The 26,157-nt window shown below is 68.9% G+C and carries 22 protein-coding genes; 11 read left to right on the forward strand and 11 right to left on the reverse strand.

The window, feature by feature from the left end:
- Positions 1 to 5: 5 nt before the first annotated feature.
- Positions 6 to 368, reverse strand: a complete 363-nt coding sequence (locus OK17_RS01645) for a DUF952 domain-containing protein (RefSeq protein ID WP_461416489.1) — start codon at positions 366 to 368, stop codon at positions 6 to 8.
- 321 nt (positions 369 to 689) lie between these two features.
- Between OK17_RS01645 and OK17_RS01650 the strand changes: the two genes are divergently transcribed.
- Positions 690 to 899 (forward strand): DUF7455 domain-containing protein, encoded by a 210-nt coding sequence (locus OK17_RS01650; RefSeq protein WP_005197291.1) that lies wholly within the window; start codon positions 690 to 692, stop codon positions 897 to 899.
- An 86-nt stretch (positions 900 to 985) separates the two neighbouring features.
- On the opposite strand, the gene OK17_RS01655 is transcribed toward OK17_RS01650, so the two are convergent.
- Positions 986 to 2,740 carry a DEAD/DEAH box helicase gene (locus tag OK17_RS01655; protein WP_232719437.1) on the reverse strand — a complete coding sequence of 585 codons (1,755 nt, stop codon included), beginning with the start codon at positions 2,738 to 2,740 and terminating at the stop codon, positions 986 to 988.
- Between the two features lie 268 nt (positions 2,741 to 3,008).
- On the opposite strand from OK17_RS01655, the gene OK17_RS01660 reads away from it, so the two are divergent.
- Positions 3,009 to 4,292: a YihY/virulence factor BrkB family protein gene (locus OK17_RS01660; RefSeq protein ID WP_232719438.1), complete on the forward strand. Its 1,284-nt coding sequence runs from the start codon at positions 3,009 to 3,011 to the stop codon at positions 4,290 to 4,292.
- A gap of 21 nt (positions 4,293 to 4,313) precedes the next feature.
- On the opposite strand, the gene OK17_RS01665 is transcribed toward OK17_RS01660, so the two are convergent.
- Positions 4,314 to 4,586, reverse strand: a complete 273-nt coding sequence (locus tag OK17_RS01665; protein ID WP_232719439.1) for a DUF3039 domain-containing protein — start codon at positions 4,584 to 4,586, stop codon at positions 4,314 to 4,316.
- A 111-nt stretch (positions 4,587 to 4,697) separates the two neighbouring features.
- Between OK17_RS01665 and OK17_RS01670 the strand changes: the two genes are divergently transcribed.
- On the forward strand, positions 4,698 to 5,135 hold the full coding sequence (locus OK17_RS01670; RefSeq protein WP_232719440.1) for a DUF3099 domain-containing protein: 438 nt from the start codon (positions 4,698 to 4,700) through the stop codon (positions 5,133 to 5,135).
- A gap of 286 nt (positions 5,136 to 5,421) precedes the next feature.
- Positions 5,422 to 6,360 carry a sigma-70 family RNA polymerase sigma factor gene (locus tag OK17_RS01675; protein ID WP_174310882.1) on the forward strand — a complete coding sequence of 313 codons (939 nt, stop codon included), beginning with the start codon at positions 5,422 to 5,424 and terminating at the stop codon, positions 6,358 to 6,360.
- Positions 6,361 to 6,389: 29 nt separating this feature from the next.
- Here OK17_RS01675 and OK17_RS01680 read toward each other — a convergent pair whose 3' ends face one another.
- Entirely contained in the window at positions 6,390 to 9,227 is a 2,838-nt protein-coding gene (locus OK17_RS01680; protein ID WP_461416490.1) for a bifunctional acetate--CoA ligase family protein/GNAT family N-acetyltransferase, read from the reverse strand.
- Entirely contained in the window at positions 9,220 to 10,476 is a 1,257-nt protein-coding gene (locus OK17_RS01685) for an acetoin utilization protein AcuC (RefSeq protein ID WP_461416491.1), read from the reverse strand. The genes OK17_RS01680 and OK17_RS01685 overlap by 8 nt, the downstream gene beginning before the upstream one ends.
- A gap of 161 nt (positions 10,477 to 10,637) precedes the next feature.
- Between OK17_RS01685 and OK17_RS01690 the strand changes: the two genes are divergently transcribed.
- On the forward strand, positions 10,638 to 11,333 hold the full coding sequence (locus OK17_RS01690; protein ID WP_461416492.1) for a metal-dependent transcriptional regulator: 696 nt from the start codon (positions 10,638 to 10,640) through the stop codon (positions 11,331 to 11,333).
- Positions 11,334 to 11,368: 35 nt separating this feature from the next.
- On the opposite strand, the gene OK17_RS01695 is transcribed toward OK17_RS01690, so the two are convergent.
- Both OK17_RS01695 and OK17_RS01700 read right to left on the reverse strand, forming a co-directional pair.
- Positions 11,369 to 12,457 (reverse strand): DUF4192 domain-containing protein, encoded by a 1,089-nt coding sequence (locus tag OK17_RS01695; protein ID WP_461416493.1) that lies wholly within the window; start codon positions 12,455 to 12,457, stop codon positions 11,369 to 11,371.
- 91 nt (positions 12,458 to 12,548) lie between these two features.
- Positions 12,549 to 13,214, reverse strand: a complete 666-nt coding sequence (locus OK17_RS01700) for a hypothetical protein (protein WP_461416604.1) — start codon at positions 13,212 to 13,214, stop codon at positions 12,549 to 12,551.
- Positions 13,215 to 13,467: 253 nt separating this feature from the next.
- Here OK17_RS01700 and OK17_RS01705 point away from each other — a divergent pair, with 253 nt between their 5' ends.
- Both OK17_RS01705 and OK17_RS01710 read left to right on the forward strand, forming a co-directional pair.
- A complete protein-coding gene (locus tag OK17_RS01705; RefSeq protein WP_006866435.1) occupies positions 13,468 to 14,448 on the forward strand; it encodes a proteasome assembly chaperone family protein in 981 nt (326 codons plus the stop codon).
- A gap of 20 nt (positions 14,449 to 14,468) precedes the next feature.
- On the forward strand, positions 14,469 to 16,550 hold the full coding sequence (locus OK17_RS01710) for a DEAD/DEAH box helicase (RefSeq protein WP_461416494.1): 2,082 nt from the start codon (positions 14,469 to 14,471) through the stop codon (positions 16,548 to 16,550).
- 4 nt (positions 16,551 to 16,554) lie between these two features.
- Here the strand turns inward: OK17_RS01710 and OK17_RS01715 are convergent, their stop codons facing one another.
- Complete coding sequence (locus OK17_RS01715) at positions 16,555 to 17,487, reverse strand: hydrogen peroxide-inducible genes activator (RefSeq protein WP_461416495.1); 933 nt, start codon at positions 17,485 to 17,487, stop codon at positions 16,555 to 16,557.
- A 126-nt stretch (positions 17,488 to 17,613) separates the two neighbouring features.
- Here OK17_RS01715 and OK17_RS01720 point away from each other — a divergent pair, with 126 nt between their 5' ends.
- Complete coding sequence (locus tag OK17_RS01720; RefSeq protein WP_238063638.1) at positions 17,614 to 18,201, forward strand: peroxiredoxin; 588 nt, start codon at positions 17,614 to 17,616, stop codon at positions 18,199 to 18,201.
- Between the two features lie 14 nt (positions 18,202 to 18,215).
- On the forward strand, positions 18,216 to 18,749 hold the full coding sequence (locus tag OK17_RS01725) for an alkyl hydroperoxide reductase (RefSeq protein ID WP_232719447.1): 534 nt from the start codon (positions 18,216 to 18,218) through the stop codon (positions 18,747 to 18,749).
- 75 nt (positions 18,750 to 18,824) lie between these two features.
- Here OK17_RS01725 and OK17_RS01730 read toward each other — a convergent pair whose 3' ends face one another.
- Positions 18,825 to 20,102 (reverse strand): aminotransferase family protein, encoded by a 1,278-nt coding sequence (locus OK17_RS01730; RefSeq protein WP_461416605.1) that lies wholly within the window; start codon positions 20,100 to 20,102, stop codon positions 18,825 to 18,827.
- 22 nt (positions 20,103 to 20,124) lie between these two features.
- On the opposite strand from OK17_RS01730, the gene hrpA reads away from it, so the two are divergent.
- On the forward strand, positions 20,125 to 24,111 hold the full coding sequence (hrpA, locus tag OK17_RS01735; RefSeq protein WP_461416496.1) for an ATP-dependent RNA helicase HrpA: 3,987 nt from the start codon (positions 20,125 to 20,127) through the stop codon (positions 24,109 to 24,111).
- Here the strand turns inward: hrpA and nrdR are convergent.
- A complete protein-coding gene (nrdR, locus tag OK17_RS01740; protein ID WP_232719449.1) occupies positions 24,085 to 24,573 on the reverse strand; it encodes a transcriptional regulator NrdR in 489 nt (162 codons plus the stop codon). The two genes, hrpA and nrdR, sit on opposite strands and share 27 nt — an antisense overlap.
- A gap of 99 nt (positions 24,574 to 24,672) precedes the next feature.
- A complete protein-coding gene (locus OK17_RS01745) occupies positions 24,673 to 25,209 on the reverse strand; it encodes a LysM peptidoglycan-binding domain-containing protein (RefSeq protein ID WP_461416497.1) in 537 nt (178 codons plus the stop codon).
- Positions 25,210 to 25,448: 239 nt separating this feature from the next.
- Here OK17_RS01745 and lexA point away from each other — a divergent pair, with 239 nt between their 5' ends.
- Positions 25,449 to 26,156 (forward strand): transcriptional repressor LexA, encoded by a 708-nt coding sequence (lexA, locus tag OK17_RS01750; RefSeq protein WP_005197355.1) that lies wholly within the window; start codon positions 25,449 to 25,451, stop codon positions 26,154 to 26,156.
- Position 26,157: the final 1 nt, after the last annotated feature.

Raw genomic sequence — 26,157 nt, forward strand, 5'->3', positions numbered from 1 at the left:
TGCCGTCACCCGGCAACGGGGGCGAAGGCGTTGTCAGGGCCTGGTCGTAGCTCCTGGATGTCGACGACCGCGTCGACGGGCAGCGGCCCGTACAGGTGCGGGAAGAGCATCGAATCCGGGTCGGTCGGCACTCCCGGCTCCCAGCGCACCTCGGCACCGAGACGCGCCGGGTCCAGGACGAGGAGCAGGATGTCGTGACGGCCGGCGAACAGTCGGTTGGCCGGCAGGTGGACCTGCTGCGGGGTCGACAGATGCACGAACCCGACCTCGTCGAGCGACGGCGGCCGGATGTGTGTCCCATGGCGCGCCTCGGCCCAGTCCGAGGCCGGGATGAGATGGGTCAGAACGGGAGATCCGGGTGCCGCCATTCGCACATCAAGCCCGACGCACCCGAGCTCCGTCAAGTGTTGTCCACGCCACGGGTTCTCGGGCGGCCCGGTCGCGGTGTGATCGGTACCGTGGAGTCAGACGCGTCCGCTGATCAGCCGCCGACCCCGGATGGCTGATTTCGGGAGACGTTGTCGGATTGTTGCCCGAGGTAAACGGTGAGTGACGACACACCGATAGCACCTGCCGGAACAATACGAAGCCGCCGAGCGTCTGACAGAGTGAGGTTGACGCATCGCCCGGATGTGTCGGCTCGAAGGGAAGGCGTCCGGACACCGGCGCCGGACCGGGACGGAGGAACTATGACTGACATCGCCACCACCACAGCCCCGATCTACCTACCGCTCACCGCCGCCGATCGTTGTGATCGTTGCGGTGCCGCAGCCAAGGTACGAGCCGTCCTGCCCAAGGGCGGCGAGCTTCTCTTCTGCCGTCATCACTTCAACGAGCACGAAGCCCGACTGGTGGAGCTCAGCGCCACCGTGGTCGAGGCCGAGGGCGAGCTGGTCTGACACTCGTCATGGCCTGACGGGCGAGCCACAGACGACGAAGAACCCGGCCGGATCATCCGGCCGGGTTCTCTCGTGTCCGGGTCCGGTCAGCGCCACGTCCGCAGCGCGGCGATGCGTTCCTTCAGCTGCTCGGCGGTGGCCATCGCCGTCGGCGGACCACCCAGCCGGGTGCGGAGCTCGTTGTGCACCATGCCGTGGGGCTTTCCGGTGCGGTGGTGGTGCATGGCGACCAGGGTGTTGAGTTCCTTGCGCAGCGCGTGGAGGTTCTCCCCCGTGGTGCCCGGCGCACGACCGGGATCCGGTGTCTCGGGTTTGGACTCGGCCGCCGGGGTGGACCGGGCGACGACCTGCTCGGCCTGGCGCTTCTGCAGCAGCGCTCGCACCTGATCGGCGTCGAGCAGCCCCGGCAGGCCGAGATAGTCGGACTCCTCGTCGCTGCCGGCGAAGGTGGCGGTGCCGAACGACGCGCCGTCGAAGATGACCTGGTCGAGTTCGGCGTCGGCGTGCAGCGACTGGAATGCCGGCTCGTCCTCCCCCGGCTCGTCCTTCTGCTTGTTCGCGTCGATGAGCAGCTGGTCGTCGAGACCGTCGCTCTCGCGATGCGGCTTGCCGAGGACGTGGTCGCGCTGGGCCTCCATCTGACTGGCGAGGTCGAGGAGCACGGGGACCGACGGCAGGAACACGCTGGCGGTCTCGCCGGGGCGCCGCGATCGCACGAAGCGACCGATCGCCTGCGCGAAGAACAGCGGGGTCGACGAGCTGGTGGCGTAGACGCCGACCGCGAGCCGCGGCACGTCGACGCCCTCGGACACCATGCGCACCGCGATCATCCACTCGTCTTTCGACGCGGAGAACTCGGCGATCCGTGAGGAGGACTTGGGGTCGTCGGAGAGGACGAGGGTCGGCTGCTTGCCGGTGATGGCGGTGAGCAGTTCGGCGTAGTCGCGGGCGGTCGACTGGTCGGTCGCGATGACCAGGCCACCGGCATCGGGCATCCCGCTGGCACGCAGCTGACCGAGTCGGGTGTGCGCGGCGGTGAGGACCGCCGGAATCCAGTCGCCGTGCGGGTCGAGGGCGGTGCGCCAGGCGCGAGCGGTGTGTTCGGCCGACAGCGGCTCGCCGAGTCGCGCGGTGAACTCCTCGCCGGCGCTGGTCCGCCAGCTCGCCTCACCGGAGTACGCCAGGAACACGACCGGGCGGACGACGCCGTCCTTGAGGGCGTCGGCGTAGCCGTAGGTGTGGTCGGCCTTGGATCGCTGGTGTCCGCCGGCCTCGGCCTCGTAGACGACGAACGGGATCGGCGAGTCGTCGGAGCGGAAGGGCGTACCGGTGAGCAGCAGGCGGCGTTCGGCATCGTCGAAGGCCTCGCGGATCGCGTCACCCCACGACTTGGCGTCACCGCCGTGGTGGATCTCGTCGAGGATCACGAGGGTGCGCCGGTTCTCGGTGCGGACGCGGTGCTTGGTCGGGTGCGCGGCGACCTGCGCATAGGTGAGGACGACGCCGTTGTAGTCCGAGCTCGTCTGACCGGTCGAGTTGGAGAAGTGCGAGTCCAGGGCGATGCCCACGCGTGCGGCGGCCTCGGCCCACTGGTGCTTGAGGTGTTCGGTGGGCGCCACGACGGTGATCTGTTCGACGGTGCGGTCGTCGAGCAGTTCGCGGGCGACACGCAGGCCGAACGTCGTCTTGCCTGCGCCGGGCGTCGCGACCGCGAGGAAGTCCTTCGGCTTGCGCGTGAGGTACTTGGTCAGCGCGCGTCGCTGCCACGCACGGAGCGATCCGAGGTTGGGAGCGGCGGTTCCCGCGTTGGTGGTGCTGGTGGAGGGTTCGGCGGACGTCACGTGTGTGTTGCTCCTGACGGCGTACGGATTCCCTACCGGGCATGAAATGACCCCTCGCGTTGGGAGGACCCGCGCCGAAGGGGACCCGGCAATCGTACCGCCGGGCCGCCCCCGCACCCACATCGCGACACCCCCTCGTCGCGGCGCGCCGACACCGGCGCGGACATCGCCGCGTGGTCACTCCGAACGACGCGCCTGGTGACCCGGGTACCCTTTGCGGCCTTCGATCGGGGATATTGAACTCATCACAACGCGAAAGAGGAACCCGGTGCCACTGACCGACGACGCGACGTCGCCGGTGGTTGCCGTGCGCCCGAATCCGTCGAGCGCGGTGACCGCTCCGCTCGACACCTCGACCCGGACTCCGCGCCGGCCGGCCCCGCTCGCCGGCGACACCGACGTTCCCGGTGTCACCGCCCCCGCCTCGCGTGACGTCGCGGTCGCGCCCGCATCGGCACGGAAGGCGACGGACGCGCAGAAGCCCGAGGGCGTCGACGAGCCCGTCCCGGCGAACGGCGCAAAGGAAGCATCCGGCTCGGACGACGCCGAGAACGAACCCGGTCCCCCGGTACTGCCCAACATGCACCGGGTGGTGTGGCGGACGATCGTGAAGTCCTGGGACGACGGGATCATCGGCTGGGCGGCCCAGGCCGCGTTCTGGCAGGCGCTGTCACTGCCCCCGTTGCTGCTCGGACTGCTCGGTTCGGTCGGTTACGTCGCGGGCTGGTTCGGACCCGGCACCGTCGACATCGTCTACGACCGCATCATCGAGTTCGCGCAGCGCACCTTCACCGAGACGGTGGTCGACGACCTGATCACCCCGACCGTGGACAGCGTCCTGGGACGGGGCCGCATCGGACTCATGTCGGTCGGCTTCATCCTGTCGCTGTGGGCCGGCTCGTCGGCGATGTCGTGTTTCATCGCCTCCATCGCCAAGGCGCACGATCAGCACGAGGTGCGGAATCCGGTGTGGCAGCGGTTCTTCGCGCTGTTCCTCTACGTCGGCTTCTTGTTCGTCGCGGTGTTCCTGCTGCCGCTGGTCGCACTCGGACCGAACTACCTGCGGGCCATCGTCCCGGAGTCGTGGGGGTCGTTCGTGACCACACTCATCGACTACGGCTACTTCCCGTTCGTCGCCGTGCTGCTGCTGTTCGTGCTCACCACGCTCTACCACCTGGCGCTGCCCAATCCGCTGCCGTGGCACCGGCTCATCGGCGGCGCGATCGTCGCGGGCGTGTTCTTCTGGGTCGCGAGCTACGTGCTGCGCATCTACCTGACCAAGATCACCGAGGCAGGTGTGTCCTACGGGGCGCTGGCGACGCCGATCGCCTTCCTGCTGTTCACCTTCTCGCTCGGCTTCGGCATCGTCATCGGGGCCGAGTTCAACGCCGCGGTGCAACAGTTCTGGCCGGCCAAGGCGTCCACGACGACCCAGGTCCGGCACTGGGTCAACTCACAGACCTCCGACCTCACCGGTCAGCTCAAGACGATTCCCGACCGGTTGTCGTCGGGACCGATCCGACGCCCCACGCGCGACCGCGGAGGCGACTGACCGGTCCCGACGGACCTCGCGCTACTTGCGCAGCTTGGCGTAGATCTTCTTGCACTTGGGGCACACCGGCGAACCCGGCTTGGCCGCGCGGGTCACCGGGAAGGTCTCGCCGCAGAGCGCGACCACGTGGCTGCCCATCACGGCACTCTCCGCGATCTTGTTCTTCTTCACGTAGTGGAAGAACTTGGGCCGGTCGTCGTCACTGCTGTCGGTGGCGTCGGCGTCGGACCTCTCATCGGTCTCGGTGTCGGTCCACTCGTCGAGATCGGGGCGTTCGATGGTTTCAGTTGCCATTGCTCTATTGTGCGTCACCGGGGAACCGCGAGCACAGGTGCCCGGAATCCATCAGTGCAATGAGCAACCGAAAGTGGGACAGTGGAGAGGGTGTTCGAACAAAGGGATTCCATGGGCGCGACCGGCAATGAGCCGCACGACCCCCACGAGGAGTCGAGACGATTCGGTAGGTCGGCGCATCCGGCCGTGTCCGCCGAGACCTTCCTGATCACCGACGCCCAGGACTCGCTCGAGGCGCAGCAGAAGGCCCGCGTCCGCAAGTACCTGATCATGATGGCGTTCCGCGTCCCTGCGCTGATCGTGGCCGGCATCGCCTACTCGATCACCGGCTCCGGACTCCTCGCCCTGGCCATCGTCGCCATCTCCATCCCGCTGCCGTGGATGGCCGTGTTGATCGCCAACGACCGTCCACCCCGCAAGCGTGGTGAGGTCCCGCACTACAAGTACGGTGCCGACGATCACGTCGTCGGCCCGCCCGCCCTCTCGCGCACCGAACAGCAGCTCCCCCACCGCACCGTCGACGGGCATGTCGTAGACCCCGACGACTGACCCATCGCCGAACCCGACGACCGCCGCCGCGGCCGCCGCGGGTTCCCCCGCGTTCGACATCTCAGCAACTTCTCAGCCACTCCTGCGAATCGGCGAAAGTCTTCGCAGGTCACCAAGCCTCCTTCGGGTTTGCGCCGAATGACTTTCGGGAACTATCGCCAACATCTGGACGTTGGACCCAGTGAACGCATTCAAGTCAGGAGGCCGCATGTCACGCTCGACAGTTGCACGTTCGACCCCGACCACAGGTTTCGCCGATCCCGCTGCCCCGGGCACCCGCCCGGCGATGACGGAGCAGGATCTCGACGCCCAGTCGCCCGCCGCGGACCTCGTCCGCGTCTACCTCAACGGGATCGGACGCACCGCTCTCCTCAACGCAGAGCAGGAGGTCGAACTCGCCAAGCAGATCGAGGCCGGCCTCTACGCCAAGCACGTCCTGGCCACCAAGAAGCGCCTCTCGGCCACCAAGAAGCGTGACCTGGCGACCATCGTCCGCGAGGGTGAGGCCGCACGCGCCCACCTGCTCGAGGCGAACCTCCGCCTCGTCGTCTCGCTGGCCAAGCGCTACACCGGCCGCGGCATGCCGCTCCTGGACCTCATCCAGGAGGGCAATCTGGGTCTGATCCGCGCCATGGAGAAGTTCGACTACGCCAAGGGCTTCAAGTTCTCGACGTACGCCACCTGGTGGATTCGTCAGGCCATCACCCGCGGCATGGCCGATCAGAGCCGCACGATCCGGCTCCCCGTCCACCTCGTCGAGCAGGTGAACAAGCTCGCCCGCATCAAGCGTGAGCTCCACCAGCAGCTCGGTCGTGAGGCCACCGACGAGGAACTGGCCAACGAGTCCGGCATCCCGGCCGAGAAGATCGCCGATCTGCTCGACCACAGCCGCGACCCGGTGAGCCTCGACATGCCGGTCGGCAGCGACGAAGAGGCACCGCTCGGCGACTTCATCGAGGACGCCGAGGCCACCTCCGCCGAGAACGCCGTCATCGCCGGTCTGCTGCACTCCGACATCCGCGCGGTTCTCGCGACTCTCGACGAGCGCGAGCAGCAGGTCATCCGGATGCGCTACGGCCTCGACGACGGCCAGCCGCGCACCCTCGACCAGATCGGCCGCATGTTCGGACTGTCGCGCGAGCGCGTGCGTCAGATCGAGCGCGAGGTCATGGGCAAGCTGCGCGCAGGCGATCGTGCCGAGCGCCTGCGCGCCTACGCCAGCTGACGTTCCCGCTCTCCTGGCTCAACCGTCTCCTAGCTCAATCGTCTCGGTCCGGTGTCCCGCCTGTCGGGCACCGGGCCGACTCGTATCTGGGCGTTGAGCACCGCGGCGCCGTCGACCGACACCAGGATCGGATCGCAGAGCACCTCGCGCACCTCCGGGATGTCGTCGACGAGCGTGGAGATCCGTAGCAACAGGTCGACGAGCGCCTCCTTGTCGGCCGGTTCCTCACCCCGATAACCGGAGAGAAGCGGCGCCGAGCGCGGCTCGTCGATCAGCTCACGGGCGTCGAGTTCGGTGAGCGGGACCGCCCGGTAGCCGTGGTCGCCGAGCAGGTCGAAGGTCCGCCCCGACAACCCGAACGAGATCACCGACCCGAACGACTGGTCGTCGCGGACGCGGATGACCGTGCCCACACCCTTCGGTGCCATCTTCTGCACGTGCAGGACGTGGTCGCCGGTGAGTTCGCTCAATTCGGCGAAGGCGTTCACAACCGCCGTCGCGTCGGGCAGGTCGAGCCGGGCGCCCTCACGGTCGAGTCGACCCCGCCACTTGGGCGAGGTGGCCTTCACCGCGACCGGGAAGCCGAGTTCGCGCGCCGCCGCCGACGCCTCGTGCATCGTCCTGACCTCGCGGAACGGGACCACCGAGATGCCGTACCAGCGCAGCAGTTTCGCCGAGTCGACCTGGCCGAGGAGCCGGTCCGACGACCGGCCGTTCGAGTCCATCGCCTCGCGTACGTACATGCGGGCCGCCTCGGGGTCGGTGCCCTCGGCGCGGTGGACCACCGACTCCGGCCGCAACCTCCACTTCGCGTACTGCCAGGCACGGGCCAGCGACGCCGCGGCGCGCTCCGGGCTGGCGTACGACGGGATGGACCCGCGTTCGGGCATCCCGTTCGGGCCGGGCCTCGTGAGCCCCTGCGGGATGCCGTCGACGGCGAGGAACGTCGTGACGATCGGCTTCTCGCCGTCCGCACCCGGGGTGTTGGCCGCGGCCATGAGCGCGCGGGCGTGCCAGTCGGCATCCACGGCCACCGGCGGCACGAAGACGACGATGATCGCGTCCACGCCGGGGTCGGTCATCGCCGCGGAGACGGCATCCTCGAACAGTTCCTCCGACGCTCCCGCGCCGAGGTCGATGTTGTCGACCACCTCGAGGCCGCCGGTGCGTGCCTGGTCGGCGGCGAGGCTGCCCAGCACCGACGAGTTGCCGATGATCCGCACGCGCGGTCCACGTGGAAGCGGCTGGTAGGCGAACAGCGCCGCGCAGTCGAACAGTTCGGGGATCGTCTCGACCTGGATGACACCGGCCTGTTCGAGCATCATGCGCGCGATCTGGTCGTCGAAGTTGGCCGTCGACCGGGCCGCCCGGACGGGGCTCATGGCCCCGGCGCCCGACTTCACCGCGACGATCGGCTTGGCCCGCGACACCCGCCGCGAGATGCGGGAGAACTTGCGCGGGTTACCGAAACTCTCGAGGTAGAGCAGGATCACGTCGGTCGAGGCGTCGCTGTCCCAGTACTGCAGCAGGTCGTTGCCCGAGACGTCGGCGCGGTTGCCCGCGGAGACGAAGGTCGACAACCCGATCTGTCGCCGCGCCGCGGTGTCGAGGATCGCGATGCCCAGCGCACCGGACTGGCAGAAGAACCCCACGCGGCCGGCCGCGGGGATCCGCGGCGCGAGTGTCGCGTTGAGCGCGATCCCGGCATCGTTGTTGGCCACGCCCAGCGCGTTCGGGCCGACGAGCCGCATGCCGTGCTCCCGGACCTGTGCGACGAGGCGACGCTCGTTCTCCAGGCCCTCCTCCTCGCCGGAGTCACCGAAACCGGCCGACACGATGACCAGCGTCCGCACACCCTTCACCAGACAGTCGTCGAGGACGTCGTCGACCCGGGACGCCGGGACCGCGACCACCGCGAGGTCCACCGGGTCCGGGATGTCACGGACGGTCTCGTAGGCGCGGATGCCGCGGACCGACGGCGGCCGTTCACGGGTCCGCTTCCGACTCGAGGTCGTCGGGCGGCCGAGCCGCTGCGCGTCGCGACCGGGCTCCTCCTCGACGCGGGCCGGCCCGTTCACCGGGAAGACCGGACCGGTGAACCCGCCGGCGATGATGTTGGCCAGCAGCGCATTGCCGACCTTGTTCGGATCTGTCGAGGCGCCGATGACCGCGACCGAAGTGGGGCGCAGCAGATTCGCGACGCTGCGGGCCTCCGACGCGTTCTCGCGGGCGTTGCGCACCGACAGGAGCGCCTCGGTCGGGTCGATGAGGAACTCGACGTGCACCGTCGAGCCGTCGAAGCTGCGGGCGAGCTGGTAGCCCGCGTCGCGGAACACGGCGACCATGTTCGGGTTCTCGCTGAGCACCTCGGCCTCGAAGCGGGTGAAGCCGTTCTCGGCCGCGGCGCCGGCGAGGTGTTCGAGCAGGATCGGTCCGAGACCGCGTCCCTGGTGTTCGTCGGCGACGACGAACGCGACCTCGGCCGATTCCGGCTTACCGTCGAAGGCGAGTCCCTCGTAGATGCCGACGGCGATGATCTCGCCGCCGAGCACCGCCACGATCGCCACGCGCTGTTGATGGTCGACGGTCGTCATCCGCGCGACCTCGCGGGGCGGCAGTGTCGGCGTCGGGCCGAAGTACCGCATGTAGCGGGTGCGTTCGGAGAGCTTGGAATGGAAGGCGACGATCCGTTCGGCGTCGTCGGGGACGATCGGACGCAGGTGCACGACCCCGCCGTCGGAGGCCAGCACGTCGGCGATCCAGTGTCGCGGATAATCCCACGCGCCACGGGGTTCGGGCTGATCGGCCAGTGTTTGCGGCGCGGTTTGGGTTTGCTCTGGGGTGGACGACACGTCCTGATCAGTCACGGGGATCCTCCGGGTCGAGACCGTGCAGAGGGTACACCGCGCGGCGCGTCGCGAGGATCGCGCGATCGGTCTGTCGCTGTGCTGTTGCACTCACCCCTTCGAACGGCTCCTGACCTGCATCGCCGTCCCACGGCTGATAGTCGACGTCGCCGCCGTCGCCCATCACCCCGACCGGTGGCCGCGCATAGTCGGAGTGCACCTGGGTGGATATCTGTTCGGCTGTGGCACACCAGGATTCGTCGATGGTCGTGGTGGGGTCGATCTCCCGGTCGAGGGCCACGCCGAGCAGATGGGTCCAGCTGCGGGGCACCACGTTGACGACGCCGTAACCACCGCCGCCGACCGCGATCCACCGTCCCTCGCAGTACTTGTCGGCAAGATCACGCATCGCGATCATCGCCGCACGCTGACCCTCGACGGTCAGCGACAGATCCGTCAGCGGGTCGGCGCGGTGACTGTCGGCGCCGCACTGGCTGACGATGATCTGTGGTTTGAACTCGGCGACGAGCGACGGCACGACAGCGTGGAACGCCCGCAGCCACAGGCGATCCTCGGTGTTGGGCATCAGCGCGAGGTTGACCGCACTCCCCTGCGCGTCGCCGTCGCCGACCTCGGTCGGCCAGCCCGTCCCCGGCCACAGCGTCGCGGGATGCTGGTGCAGCGAGACCGTCATCACGCGCGGGTCCGCCGCGAACTCCACCTGGACGCCGTCGCCGTGGTGGGCGTCGACGTCGATGTAGGCGATCCGGTCGAAGCCCTTGTCCAGCAGATAGCGGATCGCGATAGCGCAGTCGTTGTAGATGCAGAACCCGGCCGCCCGGGCCTTCATCGCGTGGTGCATGCCGCCGCCGATGTTGACCGCACGGGTCGCGGCACCGGACGCCACGGTCTGCGCGGCGGCCAGTGTGCCGCCGACGAGGAGGCGGGCGGCCTCGTGCATCCCGGCGAACACGGGGTTGTCGGCGTCGCCCAGTCCGAACAGTCGCTCGAGCAGCGGTCCCGACAGCGACGCGGTCCCGGAACCCACCGCGCGGACGGCGTCGATGTAGTCGCGGGTGTGCACCACGGTGAGGGCGTCGTCGTCGATGGCCTGCGGCGGTACGGTCTCGACGTCGTCGAGCACCCCCAGGCTCTGGGCGAGGGTCATCGTGAGCGCGAGCCTCACGGGATTCATCGGGTGGGTGTGGGCCCACCGGTAGGACAGGAAGTCCTCGCTCCAGATGACGGCCGTCGTGGAAGTGTCGGTCACAGGTTCAGGCTAGTGGTTCAGCTCGCGGGCGGGTGCACGATGTCGGTTCGGCCACATATGGGTACGGTCGGGGTCGTCGCCGGGGTGCGCCGGGCGCGTGAGAGGGCTGTCACCGTGGGCGAACAGGGTAATCTTGGCGGGGACGAAAGGGATTGGGCACAGTGAACGATCTGGTTGACACCACCGAGATGTATCTGCGGACGATCTACGACCTCGAGGAAGAGGGGATCGTGCCGCTGCGGGCGCGCATCGCCGAGCGCCTCGACCAAAGCGGCCCGACCGTCTCCCAGACCGTCGCCCGTATGGAGCGCGACGGACTCCTGCGCGTCGCCGGTGACCGCCACCTCGAACTGACCGAGCGCGGCCGTTCGCTGGCCGTCGCGGTCATGCGCAAGCACCGCCTGGCCGAGCGACTCCTGGTCGACGTCATCGGCATGCCCTGGGATCAGGTCCACGAGGAGGCCTGCCGCTGGGAGCACGTGATGAGCGAGAACGTCGAGCGCCGTCTGCTCGCCGTGCTCGAGTACCCGACCACCTCCCCCTACGGCAACCCGATCCCGGGCCTGGATCTGCTCGGTGTCGAGGTGTCCTCGGCCGATGACGGCGCCACCCGGATCGCGGATCTGCCCGCGGGCGACACCGTGGCGGTCATCGTGCGGCGGCTGTCCGAGCACGCACAGTCCGATGTGGGTCTCATCTCGCATCTGCGGGAGGCCGGTGTGGTTCCGAACGCCCGCGTGACGGTGACCAACGTCGCCGGCACCATCACGATCAACACGCCCGGACACGAGGGCCTCGAACTCTCCGCCGACATGGCGCATTCGGTCTTCGTCGAGAAGGTCGTCGAAAAAGTCTGACGCAGTAGAGGTCTGACCCAGGGGTTTTGCAGAGATCACCCGGCCGCGCGCCGGGTGATCTCTGGCATCTGGACCCCGAGTTCGCGGGCGGTGCCGTAGGAGCCGTCGATCATCTCCCACAGCATCGTCGGCCGGACGCCGGCCCGCAGGGCGGTGTCGAGGAGGCGGGCCAGCTTCGCGTCCGGGTCGGATTCGAGGGCGACGTCGAGGGCGACCCCGGCGTACGCCCCCTCCCCGCCGATGTAGTGCAGGTGCGCGAGCAGGGTCGCGGCGGCGGCCCGTCCCGGTCCGGAGAGGCGCCGCGTCAGTTCTCGCCAGACCGACTCGGCGTCGTCCCGTAGGTCGGTGACGGCGAGCGCGAGTGCGGCGTCGCGGACCCGGGGGCGTCGGACGGCCTGTTCCAGCACGGCGACCTCCGCACAGTCCAGCGGTGCCCCGCCGTCGGCGACCACCCCTGTCAGCAGGTTCAGCAGCACCGCGTCGGACATCGCCGGGACCTCGACACGGCCGGCCTCGCAGTACGAGCAGCGTCGTGCGGCGCAGCACTCGCCGGGAAGGGGTTCGAGCATGGCCCGCATCTCCGACCGGCGCGGCAGGATGCGCCGACCCGATTTCACCGCCTCGGCGATGGCGGTCGGGCAGGTCTGCGGATCGTCGAGGACGCCCTCACGGTCGTCGAGGACGTCGACCGACCACGCCTGTCCGTCGGGACACCAGATCACCGACCACGCCGCACCGGGATCGAATGCGGACAGGGCGAATCCGGTGGCGACGCCCCCGATCGCGTCGAAGTGGCGGTCGGCGATCGCGAACACCCGTCGATAGCGAGGATCGTCGGCCGCATAGCGGTCGTCGGCGATGATCGCCACGACCTCGTCGGCGCCGTAGGAATGGGTGATCGCCCCGAGTCCCGCGAGCACGGTGGACAGCTCGGAGGTCGGTTCGCCGGTGTCGTCGAGGGCGAGATCGTGGCGCATGGTGGCCGAGATCCCCCGGTCGGGTGCGAAGGCGACCACGATGATCGAACGCTCCGGGACGAAGCCGAGCAACGCCGGGATCGCCGTCAGCAGCGTCGTCGGATCGATGGGGTCACGGACGGGTGGGGAGGACGCGAAGGCGGGCATTCACGAAGCATCGGCCGCGGAATGCCATCCGGACGGCGCGCGGGACGACCTGTGGACAACCGCCGCCGCCCGTCCACAGGCCGGGATCGTGTCAACCGAAAGCGGCCGACACCGCCTTGGTGAACAGCTCGTCGAGCGCCGCCGAATCCTCGGCGGGCACCGGACCGGCTGCGGGCCACCGATATTCGGCGTAGACGCGCACCCCGTCGCGCTGGCCGATCAGGGCGAGCGAGCTGATGGTGACCGGTGCGGTGCCACCGCCGGTGACGATGGTCCGACGGATGGTCGCGGTGTCGACGCCGTCGCGCGCGGGCGGGGCGGGCAGGACCTCGGTGGTGACCGTCGACGACGCCCCGAACGTGGTCGTCGTCAGTTCCGGACACTTCTCGGCACGCTGCACGACGTCGGCGAGCGGGGTGTCGGCATGCGCGACGACGGTGGTCAGGGTCGAGCGTTCCGCGGTGCCCGGGCCGAGGAAGGCGACGGCGCCGTCGGCGGAGACCGGGGCGGGTGCGCACTCGGGTGGCGAGACCTCGGTGTTCTCCTTCTGCCCCGGTGCCGGGCCGCCGGTCACGTCGGCCAGGGCGTTTCCCACCGCCTGGGGCGGGATCGGGCTCGCCGGGCCGCCCGGGAAATCCGACGCCGCCACCGACCGCGACGAGAGGTCGGGATTCGCCGGCTCGGCGTCTCCCACGATCGAACACGCCGAGAACACACCACCGGCGAGAACGGCGCAGGCAGCGGCCAGTACGAGCACGGGCAGACGGCGTCCGGAGGACGTAGGTGGTGCAGCGGTTGCCGGGGTCACAGCGATCTACTGTGCCACCGCAGGCGTCCGCTCACGCAGGTGACACACCCGGGGAGGGAATCCCTGGCGCGACGATGTCGTTACATATTCGGTGTTCCGCCGGACGCCGGTGCTCAACCGCGACGAAGGTGCGAGACAATGAGACATATGACGAGAATCCGGCCGTGCTGTGCCACGGCCGCCACGTACAAGGAGGGATGACGTGGACGAGCAACCCGCGCGGAACGACGCGCTGTACGAACTCGCCTTTCCCGCTCCGCAGGTCACCCGCGCCGACGGCACGGGCCCGGTTCTGATCCATGCCCTCGAAGGGTTCGCCGACGCCGGCCACGCCGTCGCGCTCGCGGCCGCCCATCTCCGGGACAGCCTGGAGTCGGAACTGGTCGCGACGTTCTCGTCCGACGAGCTGATGGACTACCGTTCCCGCCGGCCGACGATCTCGTTCAGCGGTGAGACCTTCACCGAGGTCGAGATGCCGGCCCTGACCCTGCACGCGATCCGCGACAACTCGGGCAAGGGCTTCCTGCTGCTGGCCGGTGCCGAACCGGATCTGCGGTGGGAGCAGTTCGTCGACGCGGTGCGCCGCCTCTCGGATCGGCTGGGCGTCACCGACGTCATCGGGCTCAACGCGATCCCGATGGCCGTGCCGCACACCCGGCCGCCGTCGATCACCGCGCACGGCAGCGACCCCGACGCGCTCGGCGACCTCCCCCGCTGGGGTTCGGCGATGAAGCTGCCCGCGAGCGCCTCGATGCTGCTGGAACTACGGATGGGTGAGCACGACTACCGGGCCTCCGGCCTGTCGGTCCATGTGCCGCACTACCTGGCGCAGACCAACTATCCGGCGGCCTCCGCGCGGCTGCTGTCCGCGGTCGCCGAGCTGGCCGGTCTCGACCTGCCGCTCGCGGCACTCGAGAGCGCCGCGGAGAAGGTGCGCGCCCAGGTCGACACCGAGGTCGAGGGCAACTCCGAGATCGAGTCGGTCGTCGCCGCACTGGAGACCCAGTACGACACCTTCACCCAGGCCGCCGAGGAGCGCGCGTCGCTGCTCGCCGCCGAGGAGTCGCTGCCCAGCGGCGACGAACTGGGCGCCGAGCTCGAGCGCTTCCTCGCCGAGCAGGCAGCCGAGCAGACCTCTAAGGACGACGAGCCCGGAGACGAGGGACCGCAATCGTCGATCTGACCGCGAGCCCGACGGCCCTGGTGCCCGTCGACGACGAGGACCAGGCGCTCGACACCTACACACAGTGGTGGACCGAACGTGGCCTCGACCTCTACGAACACCAGGAAGAGGCCCTGCTCGAGCTACTCGCCGGCAGCCACGTCATCCTGGCTACCCCGACCGGTTCGGGGAAGTCGCTCGTGGCCGCCGGCGCACTGTATTTCGCGCGCTGCCGGGGCGAGCGGGCCTTCTACACCGCGCCGATCAAGGCGCTCGTCAGCGAGAAGTTCTTCGAACTGTGCGGCATGTTCGGCGCCGATCAGGTCGGCCTGCTGACCGGTGACGCGTCGGTCAACCCGGATGCGCCGATCGTCTGCGCCACCGCCGAGATCGTCGCGAATCTCGCCCTCGCGGCGGGCGGCGACAGCGATATCGGGACGCTGGTCGCCGACGAGTTCCACTACTACGGCGAACCCGACCGCGGCTGGGCGTGGCAGGTCCCTCTCATCGAGTTGCCGTCCACGCAGTTCCTGCTGATGTCGGCGACGCTCGGCGACGTCTCGTTCTTCGTCGACGACCTCGCGCGACGCACCGGGCGGGACACGGTCGAGGTCACCGGCGCCCAACGGCCCGTGCCGCTCGTCCACGACTACGCGATGACCCCGATCCACGAGACGATCGCCGACCTCGTCGACCGTGGTCGCGCGCCGATCTACGTCGTGCACTTCACCCAGGCCGCCGCGGTCGAGCGCGCCCAGGCACTGCTGAGCGTGAAGATCTGCGACAAGGAGGAGAAGGCCGCGATCGCCGAGGCGATCGGCGACTTCCGCTTCTCCACCGGCTTCGGCAACACCCTGTCGAAGCTCTTGCGTTCGGGCATCGGTGTCCATCACGCCGGGATGCTCCCCCGCTACCGTCGCCTCGTCGAACGTCTTGCGCAGCAGGGACTCCTGAAGGTGATCGCCGGTACCGACACCCTCGGTGTCGGCATCAACGTGCCGATCCGCACGGTGCTGTTCGCCGGGTTGAGCAAGTACGACGGCCGCCGCGTCCGGCGCCTGCGGGCGCGTGAGTTCCACCAGATCGCGGGCCGCGCCGGCCGGGCCGGCTTCGACACCGTCGGCTATGTGGTCGCCCAGGCGCCCGAGCACGACGTGGAGAACGCCCGCGCCGTCGCCAAGGCCGGCGACGACCCGAAGAAGCTGCGGAAGCTGGTGCGCCGCAAGCCTCCCGAAGGTTTCGTGTCGTGGGGCGAGAAGACCTTCACCCAGCTGATCGACGCGCCCGACGAGCCACTGCGGTCACATTTCCAGATGACCACAGCGATGCTGCTCGAGGTGCTCGGCCGTCCGGGCGACTGTTTCGCCGCCATCCGGCATCTGCTCGAGGACAACCACGAGCCGCGCGATCGGCAGCTACGCCACATCAAGCACACGATCGAGCTCTATCGGGGCCTTCGCGACGCCGGGATCGTCGTGCAGCTCGACGAACCCGACGAGGCCGGTCGGCACATCGCCCTCAGTGTGGACATGCCGGAGAACTTCGCGCTGACCAACCCGCTGTCGGCGTTCGCGATGGCCACGTTCGAGATCCTCGACCCCGAATCCTCCACGTACGCCCTCGATGTCATCTCGATTCTCGAGTCGACCCTCGAGAACCCGCGACCGTTGCTGCTCGCTCAGCGCAAGGTTGCCCGGGACGCGGCGATCGCCGAGATGAAGGCCGACGGCATCGAGTACGAGGAACGGATGACGCGGCTGGAGGACATCACCTGGCCGCAGCCGCTGTTCGAGGAGATCTTCGGTGCGTTCGAGATCTACCGGCGCGGCCACCCCTGGGTGGCGTCGTTCCCACCGAATCCGAAGTCGGTGCTCCGCGAGATGCTCGAGAAGGCGATGACCTTCACCGAGCTGATCTCCGCCTACGGTCTCGCCCGCAGCGAGGGCGTGGTGCTGCGCTACCTGTCCGACTGCTATCGGGTTCTGCGCCAGGGCGTCCCGACCAGCGCGGTGACGCCGGAGATCGAGCAGATCGTGGCCGATCTCGGCACCATGGTCCGCGAGGTCGACTCGAGCCTCGTCGACGAGTGGGAGGCGCTCGCCGTCCAGGCCGCGGAGGCCTGAACCCTCACACCGGCGTGACGGCGCCGGTGTCGGCGACGATCTCCGAGATGATCGTCGCGAGCTGCCGATACGCGTCGTCGTGGCGCGCGGACCGGCGGAAGACGACCCCGATCTGACGCCCAGGTCGGGGCGAGGCGAACGTGGCGATCGCCAGGTCTCCCGAAGCCGTCTCCGAGGCGACCGCGGTCTGCGGGATGAGGGTCACCCCGAGCCCGCCGACGACGCAGTGCACGGCCGTCGTCAGCGACGCCGCGCGTGTCTGCCCCAGGTCGGGTCGGACCCCGGCGAGAGCACACACCTCGAGTGCCTGATCCCGCAGGCAGTGCCCCTCGTCAAGAAGCAGCAGCGGCAGGTCGGCCAATGCACTCGGGTCCACCCGCCGCTTGCCGGCGAGCGCGTGCCCGGCCGGTAGGGCGAGGACGAAATCCTCACGGTAGAGCGGGACCTCGGCGATACCCGGCACGTCGAGCGGCAACGCCAGGAGTGCCACGTCGAGGGTGCCGCCCCGCAGCTGCTCGACGAGCCGCCCGGTCTGTTCCTCGACGACACGGGGGCGCAGGTCCGGAAGCTTCTCGGCGAGTCCGCGCAGCACCGCGGGCAGCACGTAGGGCGCGACCGTCGGGATGACCCCCAGGCGGATCGCGCCGTGCAGCGGCTGGCCGGCCCCCGCGGCCGCGGCGGTGAACTCGTCGACGGCGTCGACGGCTGCCATCGCTCGCGGCAGCAGTTCCTCGCCGTCCTGGGTCAGCAGGACCCGACGGGTCGTCCGCTCGACGAGTGTCACGCCGAGACCCGTCTCGAGCGCCGAAAGGGCCTGGGACAGCGACGGCTGACTCACTCCCAGGTCCGCCGCGGCGGTCCCGAAGTGCCTGCGCTGGGCGAGCGCCACGAACGCGCGCAGGCCGGCGATGGTGGGCTGATAAGTTTTATCGGGCATGGTTATCAGTGTAGTGCTACTAATCACGTTTCGCTTTTGCCGATTTTCCGGCACGATAGTACTCGTACGTCGCGAAAGTCTTTCGCGCGCAATTTCGGTACACCCCCTCAGCTGAAGGAGCGATACATGGCCCTGCTCACCATCGGTGACCAGTTCCCCGCCTACAACCTCACCGCCGTGATCGGTGGCGACCTCAGCAAGGTCAACGCCCAGCAGCCCGACGACTACTTCACCACCGTCACCTCCGACGACCACCCCGGTCAGTGGCGCGTCGTCTTCTTCTGGCCGAAGGACTTCACCTTCGTGTGCCCGACGGAGATCGCCGCATTCGGCAAGCTGAACGACGAGTTCGCCGATCGTGACACCCAGGTGCTCGGCGCCTCGGTCGACAACGAGTTCGTCCACTTCCAGTGGCGTGCACAGCACGAGGACCTGAAGACCCTGCCGTTCCCGATGATGAGTGACCTCAAGCGCGAGCTGGCCACCGCCGCAGGCGTTCTCAACGCCGACGGTGTCGCCGACCGCGCCACCTTCATCGTCGACCCGAACAACGAGATCCAGTTCGTGTCGGTCACCGCCGGCTCCGTGGGCCGCAACGTCGACGAGGTCCTGCGCGTCCTCGACGCCCTGCAGTCCGACGAACTGTGCGCCTGCAACTGGAAGAAGGGCGACCCGACGATCAACGCCGGCGAGCTCATGACCTCTGGCGTCTAGAGAAGGAGATCACGATGAGCATCGACAACCTCAAGGAAGCCCTTCCGGAGTACGCGAAGGACCTCAAGCTCAATCTCGGTTCGATCAGCCGCACCACCGCGCTGAACGAGGAGCAGCTGTGGGGCACCCTGCTGTCGACCGCGGCCGCCACCAAGAGTGCCAAGGTGCTCTCCGAGATCGCCGACGAGGCCGCTGACAACCTGTCGGCCGAGGCCTACAACGCCGCACTCGGTGCCGCGTCGATCATGGGTATGAACAACGTGTTCTACCGCGGTCGCGGTTTCCTCGACGGCAAGTACGACGACCTGCGCCCCGGCCTGCGGATGAACATCATCGGCAACCCCGGTGTCGACAAGGCCGCGTTCGAGCTGTGGTCGTTCGCCGTGTCCTCGATCAACGGCTGTGGCCACTGCGTCGCCGCCCACGAGAACACCCTGCGTGAGGCCGGCGTCGACCGCGAGGCCATCCTCGAGGCCCTCAAGGTCGCCTCGATCGTGGCCGGCGTGGCCCAGGCCATCGCCACCACCGAGGTGCTCGCGAACGCCTGATCGGGCAACACATACGACGAAGCCCGGCTGCCTTTCGGTAGCCGGGCTTCGTCGTGTTCGACAGTGTTCGGCCCGTCAGCTCAGCGCGGCGCGGATGCGGTCGGCCATCTCGCCGACCTCGTCGGTCGACATGACGAACGAGGGCGAGATCTGCAGCGCACCCTGCCCGGCGGCGCGGGTGCTGACCCCGTGCTCCCGCAGCTTCAGGACTGCGGCCGGGGCGGTGGCCGGGTCGGCGAGCTGGACCGCGGTGACCGCACCGAGGCCGGTGCGCACCTCTGCGACCGTGTCGAGGTCGGCCAGCGGGGCCAGCGCCGTCGCGAGGTCGCCCTCGAGGCGCGACGCCTCGGCGAGCAGGTTCTCCCGGCGGATGATCTCCAGGTTGGCCAGAGCGGCGGCGGCTGCTGCCGCGTGACCGCCGTAGGTGTAGCCGTGACGCCACCAGACGCCACCGGCGAAGAACGGCTCGGCGACGCGCGGGGCGATGAACACCGCACCCATCGGCACGTAGCCGGAAGTGAGGCCCTTCGCGGTGGTGATCATGTCCGGCTGCAGGTCGAAGCGCGCCGACGCGAACCACGAGTCGCCACCGATACGACCGAAGCCGGTGACGACCTCGTCGACGACGAACAGGATGTCGTGGTCGCGGCAGATCGCGCGGACCTCGTCGAGGTACCCGGCCGGCGGCAGGTAGATGCCACCGGCGCCGATGATCGGCTCGCAGAAGAACGCGGCGATGTTCTCCGCGCCGACCCGCTCGATCAGACCGAGCAGGCTCTTCGCGTCGTCCCAGTCGACGTTCTGCACGTCGTGCATGAGCTCGCCGTAGCCGTCGTGGTTGAGCGGGATGCCCGCCAGCGACGTACCCGCGGCATGCATGCCGTGGTAGGCCTTGGTCCGGCTGACGACGACGCGCTTGGCGGGTTTGCCCTGCTCCACCCAGTAGCGGCGGGCCAGCTTGACCGCGGTGTCGACCGAGTCGCTGCCGCCCGAGGTGAAGAAGATCTTCGACCCGGGCACCGGCGCGATCGCGGCCAGCTCGTCGGCGAGCTGCAGCGTGACGTCGCTCGCGATGTCACCGAAGTTCGAGTAGTGCGCGATCGTGCCCAGCTGACGCGACACCGCGTCGGCGATCTCGGTGCGGCCGTGGCCCACGTTGGTGAACCAGAGACCGGCGGTCGCGTCGATGTATTCCTTGCCGTCGCGGTCCCAGATACGGGTCCCCTCGCCCTTGGTCACGACGAAGGGTCCACTCGCGGTCACCGCACCCATGTCGGCGAAGCCGTGCCACAGAGCACCAGAAGTTTCAGACATGCCCACCATGATGCCGGGCGAGGTGAGCGCTCCCCGCATCGACCCATATCCTGGAGTCATCATGTCGGTCGAGTCCCCAGATCCAGCCCCGCGAGATCCTCAGCCCGGCATCTCCCGTACCGAACTGCTGCGTTCGCTCGACGAGGTCGCGATCCTCGACGCCCACCGTCTGCGCCGCCGCATCGACAAACTGGGCCGCACCCCCGACCCGCGCAAATGGCAACAAGTCGTCGCCGACGTCGATAAGGCCCGGAGCCGCCTCGACCGTCGCCGGGCCACCGTGCCGGTGCTGCGCTTCCCCGACGAACTCCCCGTCTCGGCCGCCCGCGAGGAGATCGCCGACGCGATCCGGGACCACCAGGTCGTGGTGGTCGCCGGTGAGACCGGTTCCGGCAAGACCACGCAGCTGCCGAAGATCTGCCTCGAACTCGGCCGCGGTATCCGCGGCACGATCGGCCACACCCAGCCGCGGCGCATCGCAGCCAGCTCGGTGGCCAAGCGCATCGCCGACGAGACCGAGACCGAACTCGGTGACGCGGTCGGTTATTCGGTCCGGTTCACCGACCGTTCGGGCGCGGACACGCTGATCCGCGTGATGACCGACGGCATCCTGCTCCGCGAGATCGCCACCGATCCGATGCTGCGCCGCTACGACACCCTCATCATCGACGAGGCCCACGAGCGCAGCCTCAACATCGATTTCATCCTCGGCTATCTGCGACGGCTGCTGCCGCAGCGACCGGACCTGAAGGTGATCATCACCTCGGCGACGATTGAACCCGCCCGTTTCGCACGGCATTTCAGCACTCCGGAGACATCGGTCCCGGTGATCGAGGTGTCGGGTCGTACCTACCCCGTCGAGATCCGTTACCGGCCGCTGAGTCTGCAGGAACGCCCGGACAGCGGTGACGACACCGGTGGCGGCGAGCACGCCGACCTCGACCAGATCCAGGGCATCGACGCCGCGATCGACGAACTGTGGGCCGGTGGCCGCGGCGACATCCTGGTGTTCCTCCCCACCGAGCGCGACATCCGCGAGACCGCGGATGCCTTGAAGCGTCGGACCGGATCCGGCCGGAACGGCGGCGCGGAGATCGTCCCGCTGTTCGCGCGGCTGTCGATCGCCGACCAGCAGAAGGTCTTCGCCCCGTCCAACGGTCGCCGGATCGTGTTGGCCACCAACGTCGCCGAGACCTCGGTCACGGTGCCCGGGATCCGCTACGTCATCGACACCGGCACGGCCCGCATCAGCCGGTACTCGACCCGCACCAAGGTCAACCGGCTTCCCATCGAACCCGTTTCGCAGGCCAGCGCCCGCCAGCGCGCCGGCCGATGCGGTCGCGTCGCCCCCGGCGTGTGTATTCGGCTCTACAGCGAGAACGACTTCGACGCCCGGCCCGCGTTCACCGATCCGGAGATCCTGCGCACCAACCTCGCCGCCGTCATCCTCCAGATGACCTCGCTGAAACTCGGTGAGATCGCGGACTTCCCGTTCGTGCAGCCGCCTGACGACCGCGCCATCCGCGACGGCATGGGCGTGCTGGCCGAGCTCGGTGCGATCACGGTGAGCCGTGAGGGCGGTCCGCCGCGCCTCACCCCCGTCGGCCGCTCGATGTCCCGTATCCCCGTCGATCCGCGGATCGCCCGGATGCTCATCGCCGGCCGCGAACTCGGCTGTCTCGACCACCTGTTGGTCATCGCCTCCGCGATGTCGCTGCCCGATCCCCGCGAACGTCCGGCCGAGCATCGCGAGGCCGCCGACGCCTCCCACCGTCGCTTCGTCGTGCCGCAGTCGGACTTCCTGGCCTACGTCGAGCTGTGGCGCTACCTCGAGGAGCAGCGGAAGGAGTTGTCCAGCAGCAAGTTCCGGCGGATGTGCGAACGGGAGTTCCTGCACTTCCTGCGCATCCGGGAATGGCGCGACCTGCATCGCCAGCTCACCGAGATCGTCAAGGACCTCGACTGGCCGGTGAGTCCGGCCGGTTCCGACCTCCCCGAGGTCGACGCCGACGCGGTCCACCGCGCCATCCTCTCGGGTCTGCTGTCCAACATCGCCGCGCGCAACACCGAGGGCCGCGAGTTCACCGGGGCCCGCAACACGACCCTGATGATCTTCCCGGCGTCCCCGCTCGCCAAGAAGCCGCCGTCGTTCATCATGGCCGCCGAGGTCCTCGAAACCTCTCGCCTGTTCGCGCACACGGTCGCCGGCATCGATCCGTTGTGGGCGGAGAAGCTGGCCGGCGATCTGGTCAAACGCACGTACAGCGAGCCGCACTGGTCGTCGAAGCGCGGTGCCGCGATGGCCTACGAACGGGTCACGCTGTACGGCGTCACACTCGTCGCGCAACGTCGCGTCGACTACGGCCCCATCGACCCGGTCGTCTCCCGCGAACTGTTCATCCGCCATGCCCTCGTCGAGGGCGACTGGCGTACCCAGCACCCGTTCTTCGAACGCAACCGCGCCCTGCTCGAAGCGGCCTCCGACGTCGAGAACCGCATGCGCACGCGCGGGTTGGTGATCACCGAGGATCAGCTCTTCGAGTTCTACGACAAGCGCGTCGGCCCCGAGGTCACCTCCGCACGGCACTTCGACACGTGGTGGAAGAAGGCCCGACGTTCTGACGCGGCTCTGCTCGATCTGAAGCCCGAGGACGTCGCGGCGAGCACCGAGGCCGCGCCCACCGACTACCCGGGTGCCTGGCAACAGGGCGACACACGATTCGAACTCCGCTACCGGTTCGAACCCGGCGCACCCGATGACGGTGTCACCGTGATCATCCCGCGCGCTCTGCTCCCCCATGTGCGCTCGGCGGGTTTCGACTGGTCGGTGCCCGGCATGCGGACGGAACTGGCCACCGCACTGGTGAAGTCGCTGCCCAAGCAGCTGCGCAAGTCGATGTCCCCGGCACAGCGTTTCGCCGAGCTGGCCCTGGCGCGCCTCACACCCCGGAGCGAACCGCTCACGGTCGGGCTCGCACGCGAGCTCACCACGATCACGCAGATGACGGTCACCGCAGCCGATTTCGACGTCGACCGGGTTCCGGCCCACCTCAGGATGCACTTCGCGGTGGTCGACGACGCCGGAAAGATCACCGCGCGTGCCGATTCCATCGCCGAACTCCAGCGTGCGGGCACCCCCGCCGCGACGAAGACGGTGAAGCGCACCCTGTACCGCACCTGGACCGACGAGGGCATCGGCACGCTCGCCGCCCAGCGGACCGTCGACATCGCCGGACAGCGCCTCACCCGCTACCCGACGATCGACGCGATCACCGACGATGCCGGGCGGACCCGCGGGGTGGTCGTGATCGACGCAGCCTCGGAGCAGACCCGTGATCGGTTGGCGGAGAGAGGGATCGTCGCACTGCTCGACCTCGCGATCCCGCCGCTGCACCGACGGGTCGCCGGTTCACTCGGGGCGGCGGGCCGACTCGCGTTGAGTCAGAGTCCCTACCCGGATCTCGATGCGCTGCTGGCCGACTGCACACGCCGCGCCATCCGCGATGTCGTCGCGGGCCTCGACGCCGGCACGCTGTCCGCGGTGCGCTCACCCGAGGCGTTCCGCGCGCTCACGGAGAAACTGCGGCCGCGGATCTCCGAATCGGCGCCGGAGTATTTCTCTCTCGCTGTCGAATCCCTCGGGTGGGTGGCGCCGGTACGCGCCGCGATCGACCGTCATGCCGGTTCACTCGCAGCCGACGACGTCGCCGAACAGCTCGACAATCTCGTCTTCGACGGCTTCATCGCCGCCACCGCGCGACGACATCTGGAGAACGTGCCGCGCTATCTCGCGGCGGCCGAAGCCCGGTTGACGGCACTGCCGGCCTCCGCGGCCCGGGACCAGGCCGGAGTGGCCGTCGTCGACCGGGTGACCGAGCGGTGGGCCCAGCGACTGACGCAGGTGCCCGAGCACCGAAAGGCGGTCGTCAACGACGAGGCGCAGTGGCTCGTCGAGGAGCTGCGGGTGGGATTGTTCGCCGAGCGACTCGGCACCGCCTACCCGGTGTCGGAGAAGCGGGTCCTACGAACTCTTGACCGACTCGGCTGAGGCCTTGCCGGAATCGGACGACGCCGAGCGCAGGTCGTCGATCTCGCGCTGGAAGTCCTCGACGGAGTCGAACGAGCGATACACCGACGCGAAGCGCAGGTAGGCGACCTCGTCGAGGTCACGCAGCGGCTTGAGGATCGCGAGTCCGACCTCGTTGCTGGGGATCTCGGCCGATCCGCTGGCACGTACCGTGTCCTCGACCTGCTGGGCGAGCTGTGCCAGCGCGTCCTCGGCGACGTGGCGTCCCTGGCATGCGCGCCGGACGCCCCGCATCACCTTCTCGCGACTGAACGGTTCGGTGACCCCGTTGCGTTTGACCACCGCGAGCACTGCGCTCTCCACGGTCGAGAAGCGTCGCCCACACTCCACGCAGGAGCGGCGGCGCCGGATGGCCTGCCCCTCATCAGCGACACGCGAGTCGATGACCTTGGTGTCGTCGTTCTTGCAGAAGGGGCAGCGCATCGTATCCTCACGCAGGTCACGGGACACTCTGATGCAGCCGGGCCGCATGCCAGGCCGGTAGTCGGCCGGTCCCTGTGACATCGAGGATACCGCCCGCGCTCAGTGATACCGGGGGGCGAGGAGGGGCTGGCCGACGCGCAGGCCGCTGGACGGGAGGTCGTTCAGCTGGATGATCTCGTCGACGACCGCCTCGCGGGGCATCTCCGGGGCGACGCGTGATGCGATGGTGCTCAGCGAGTCGCCCGAGCGCACGTGGACGACCTCGGTGCCGACCGAGGAAGGCGTGACCGTCGCGGCGTAGTTCTGCCCGACGACCGCGATGACCCACACCGCCAGCGCGAGTCCGACGCCGGCGAGGATTGCCGTCGCCGCGCGCCGGCGCCGGCGGATGACCGCCGAGGGGGCGGGCTGCGCGGCATGCTGGGCCGGGACGACGGGTCCCCGACCGCGCAGGCCGACCGGCGAGGCGCACTGGGTGGAGGCGACCCGACGGACCAGAACCGCCGACTCCGGCACCGGGCGGCCGTCGGCGGGACGGCGGCCGTCGCCGCGGCGCATCGGGCGCGGACGTTCCAGGACGTCACCGCGGACCGGATCGGTGGAGCGGACGGGGTCGATGAGAGTGGCGGTGCGCATGGTGCCCTCCGTGTTTCCGGTCGAACTCTGTCCGTGCGTCCGACTGCGTCGTCGGCGTTCGAACTGTTCGAGTGTCGATCACCTGTTCGATGAACTGATGTTCGAATTTGTAGCACGGCACTCCGACAATTGTCTCGCGACACGTCGAACAAATGTTTGATGCGGTCGGCATTCTGGGCTAGGGTCGTCGGCAGACAAGCGATCTACCAGCACGTTCGGAATCGAGAGGAAGCCCGATCATGAGCGATGACGGCGGTAAGCGCACCGGAGCGCGGGGCGCCGACGAGCCCGTCACCCCGGCAGACATGGCAGCGGCCGAGGCCTCGCTGACGCCGCGGCAGCGCGGAGTCCTCGAGGTGATCCGCAAATCCGTGCGCGAACGCGGTTACCCGCCGAGCATCCGCGAGATCGGTGACGAGGTGGGTCTCACCTCGACCTCCTCGGTCGCCCATCAGTTGCGGACACTCGAACGCAAGGGCCTGCTCAAGCGGGACGCCAATCGTCCGCGTGCGGTCAACATCGCGCCGAGCGAACCGCCGACGCCCACGTCACCGACCGGAGGCGCACTGCCCGAGCCCACCTTCGTGCCGGTGCTCGGCCGGATCGCCGCAGGTGGTCCGATCCTCGCGGAAGAAGCCGTCGAGGACGTCTTCCCGCTCCCCCGCGAGCTCGTCGGCGAGGGTTCGCTGTTCCTGCTGAAGGTCGTCGGCGAGTCGATGATCGACGCTGCGATCTGCGACGGCGACTGGGTGGTCGTCCGCCAGCAGAACGTGGCCGACAACGGTGACATCGTCGCCGCGATGATCGACGGCGAGGCCACGGTCAAGACCTTCAAACGCCAGAAGGGTCATGTCTGGCTGATGCCGCACAACGAGCTGTTCGACCCGATCCCGGGCGACGAGGCCGTCATCCTCGGCAAGGTCGTCACCGTGATGCGGCGAATCTGAC

The sequence above is a fragment of the Gordonia sp. GN26 genome, from assembly GCF_054823965.1.

Coding starts and splice junctions, on each gene's coding strand:
- OK17_RS01645 (WP_461416489.1), bottom strand. CDS start 368: ATGGCGGCACCCGGATCTCCCGTTCTGACCCATCTCATCCCGGCCTCG.
- OK17_RS01650 (WP_005197291.1), top strand. CDS start 690: ATGACTGACATCGCCACCACCACAGCCCCGATCTACCTACCGCTCACC.
- OK17_RS01665 (WP_232719439.1), bottom strand. CDS start 4,586: ATGGCAACTGAAACCATCGAACGCCCCGATCTCGACGAGTGGACCGAC.
- OK17_RS01670 (WP_232719440.1), top strand. CDS start 4,698: ATGGGCGCGACCGGCAATGAGCCGCACGACCCCCACGAGGAGTCGAGA.
- OK17_RS01675 (WP_174310882.1), top strand. CDS start 5,422: ATGACGGAGCAGGATCTCGACGCCCAGTCGCCCGCCGCGGACCTCGTC.
- OK17_RS01695 (WP_461416493.1), bottom strand. CDS start 12,457: ATGCCCGCCTTCGCGTCCTCCCCACCCGTCCGTGACCCCATCGATCCG.
- OK17_RS01715 (WP_461416495.1), bottom strand. CDS start 17,487: ATGCCCGATAAAACTTATCAGCCCACCATCGCCGGCCTGCGCGCGTTC.
- OK17_RS01720 (WP_238063638.1), top strand. CDS start 17,614: ATGGCCCTGCTCACCATCGGTGACCAGTTCCCCGCCTACAACCTCACC.
- OK17_RS01725 (WP_232719447.1), top strand. CDS start 18,216: ATGAGCATCGACAACCTCAAGGAAGCCCTTCCGGAGTACGCGAAGGAC.
- OK17_RS01730 (WP_461416605.1), bottom strand. CDS start 20,102: ATGCGGGGAGCGCTCACCTCGCCCGGCATCATGGTGGGCATGTCTGAA.
- hrpA (WP_461416496.1), top strand. CDS start 20,125: ATGTCGGTCGAGTCCCCAGATCCAGCCCCGCGAGATCCTCAGCCCGGC.
- nrdR (WP_232719449.1), bottom strand. CDS start 24,573: ATGCGCTGCCCCTTCTGCAAGAACGACGACACCAAGGTCATCGACTCG.
- OK17_RS01745 (WP_461416497.1), bottom strand. CDS start 25,209: ATGCGCACCGCCACTCTCATCGACCCCGTCCGCTCCACCGATCCGGTC.
- lexA (WP_005197355.1), top strand. CDS start 25,449: ATGAGCGATGACGGCGGTAAGCGCACCGGAGCGCGGGGCGCCGACGAG.